Origin of the sequence: Frateuria sp. Soil773 (genome assembly GCF_001428405.1) — a bacterium.
Lineage (GTDB): Bacteria > Pseudomonadota > Gammaproteobacteria > Xanthomonadales > Rhodanobacteraceae > LMSL01.
Map to the genome: position 1 here is coordinate 213 of NZ_LMSL01000007.1, position 2,776 is coordinate 2,988.

Annotated in this window: 2 protein-coding genes; both read left to right on the forward strand. The window is 55.6% G+C overall.

The window, feature by feature from the left end; genetic code table 11:
• A partial coding sequence (locus ASG87_RS19155; RefSeq protein WP_326937876.1) for an RHS repeat-associated core domain-containing protein occupies positions 1–1,791 on the forward strand: 1,791 nt, incomplete at its 5' end.
• Positions 1,788–2,102: a hypothetical protein gene (locus ASG87_RS19845; RefSeq protein ID WP_157510880.1), complete on the forward strand. Its 315-nt coding sequence runs from the start codon at positions 1,788–1,790 to the stop codon at positions 2,100–2,102. The genes ASG87_RS19155 and ASG87_RS19845, both read left to right, overlap by 4 nt.
• The last annotated feature ends 674 nt before the right edge of the window (positions 2,103–2,776 follow it).

The window sequence follows — 2,776 nt, forward strand, 5'->3', positions numbered from 1 at the left end:
TTGGGCCGGCCCACGTCCGTGGGCAACGGCCAGGAGACCCGTATCTACAGCTATGACACGTGCACCAACGGCAAGGGCCGGCTATGCCGCATGGCTGGAAGTGACAGCGTGACCACGCACAGTTGGTCGACCTTCGCCTACACGCCGGAAGGCTGGCTGGCGACGCGCCAGGATGCGATGCAGAACACAGTGAATATCACCGGCTACACCTACGACGGCCTGGGGCGCTCGACCGGCATCAGCTATCCTAGCGGCGTCGCGGTTGGGTATGCGTATGACCACGGCAAATTGATCGCGGTGACCTCCACGCGTGGCGGCACTACGACGACGATCGCTAGCGGTTTCCGCTACCAACCTTTCGGTGCGGCCACGGAGTGGGTCTACGGCAATGGCCTGAAGCACAGTGCCAGCTTTGACTTGGATGGGCGGCTCACCCACCTCGGCGCCAGCAATGGTGTCACGGTGAGGCAAAACCTGAGCTATGGCTACAACCAGGGCGACGAGATCACCGCCATCACCAACGGCACTGACGCCACGCAGAATCGTGCGTACGCCTACGACACGGCCGGCCGGCTATCGCAGGACACCCTGAGCAACCTGGCGTGGTCGTTCGACGCCAACGGCAACCACAACCGCTTCACCTCTCCCGGCGGGCAAACGGACTATGTGATCGAGCCGACGAGCAACCGGGTGTCGAGCTACGCCACGTTGGCGGGTGTCCACACAAATTATCAGTACGACGCACGCGGCAACCGTTCGGTCGCGCAGGAGCAACCGGGTATCACGCAGAGCTACGCCTACGACGTCTTCAACCGACTTTCCACGGTGACGACCGGTACGCAGGTCACCAAGCTGCTGTATAACGCGCAGGACCAGCGCGTAGGTAAGACTGCCGATGGTAGCCAGACACGCTATATCTACGTGGGCAATCAACTGGCAACGGAATATGGATCGGCTGGCTGGAAGAGCTACATCTGGGCAGGCCCGGAGCTGCTTGGTGTGGTCCGTGATAACGGCGCCACCTACTTTGTGCACAACGATCATTTGGGTCGTCCGGAAGTGGTTACCGGCGCTTCGCTGGAAGTGGTGTGGCGCGCCGCCAATAGTCCGTATGGCCGCACGATAGTCCAGGACAATATCGAAGGGCTGAATCTGGGCTTCCCAGGGCAGTACCAGGACGTGGAGACGGGACTATGGATCAATGGCTACCGAACCTACGATGAAAGCATCGGTCGCTACCTGGAATCCGATCCAATTGGATTAGGAGGTGGAGCGAATACATACACCTATGTGAGCGCGAATCCACTGGGCTATGTTGACCCCTATGGATTGGAACAAGGGAAAGCGTTTAATGCGATTTTTAAAGCCGACGGCGGTGTTCTTCAGCGTTCGAATGACGGGTATCACTATTACAGCGTTTGGGTGCCATTGTGCGCTGGGGGGTGTACGCTGAACGAAGCGTTTGACGCGATGAGAAATTTCTCAGCCCCCGGCGCACCGGCCGCGCAGGATGGAAGCCGAAATCTTGTACTGCTAGGAATAACAAGTGGAAATCCAATCAATCAAACTGTCGATCCGTGTAAGAGGACCATTGCAAATGTAACTTTGCCAGGCCATCTATTTGGCGGGTCAGTCACTATTTCGATCATTCAGCAAAATGGTGTGATAGGCGCTCAAATTATTGGGACTGGCATTGGTCCAAATCCCATTCTGAATCAGCTTACAGGGCCGTTGATCTTTAGAGCTCTTGGCTTCGGCGCAAGAGAATCCATGAGGGAGTCTGCGCAATGAATGTGCCTGCTGAAGGGGCGAAGCGACGATTGATATTTGCTCTACTTCTTCTTGTTTGGTTCTTAAAATTTATCTTTGGATTCATTGACGCTTCTGGACGACGTGCGCCCAGCTATCCTGACGCTGTAAGAAGCCTTCCATACATTGGAGATACGTGGCTTTACGTCGTGATGCCGGCGATATTTGTTGCGCTTAACTTGTTCATGTTCGTGTTCGTGAGCAAGATTCCAAAGTTGGCGGCAGTTGTTTTTTCATTGCTGCAATTTCTTTTTTTGCTGATGCTCCTATTCTATGGAACGGGCGGAATCTAGTATTACGGAGCATTCATGCTTTTCAGTGCGTTGATTCTCGTCCTTATTGCAGTCGCTGAGCTGACTTTTGGCGTCGCATTGTTGACGGCCGTAACATATCCCTTGCGAAAATCGAAGTGGCCCATCAATAGTAAGCAATGGATATTTTCAGTCCTGGGTGGCTTGCTGGCTTCGCCCGCAATTGCGCCTGCGGGAACACTTGCAGTATTTCCGCTCCCGCTCGGGGTCTTGCTGGCATTTGTACGCACATCGACTGATGCCTACTTCAAACATGGTGGTTTATCGTTCCATCGGTGCTCATGACAGGGCTTTTTTGCTGGTACGTGGCGCGTTGAATTCTTTCTCCACATGTCACGAGCGAATACTGACGTCGCAACGCTTGTCGGAAATGATTGCTCCGGCAAGCTGCCCTAGAAAAGCATATCCTTTCAACCTGATTACGTGATCGAGCCGGCGCGCGCGCCGGCGTGTCTCCCGGGTCGGTGTTGTGCTGGCCGAGCCGCTCGGTGTCAGCCCGAGCCGGCGGTCTCGATCGAGGGTGGCATCAACAGCAACGCGATGGTTGCCTATTCCATCCTCACAGCGCCGCTTGCAGGTCCGCCAGCGTGACTATCCGTAGCCTTCCCCGTCAAGTAGCGCACTCAAAAGGAGAAGTTTGCCGCTCGCAGTGTTCG

Excerpts from the sequence above, each read along its gene's own strand:
- ASG87_RS19845 (WP_157510880.1), top strand. The coding sequence starts at position 1,788 with ATGAATGTGCCTGCTGAAGGGGCGAAGCGACGATTGATATTTGCTCTA.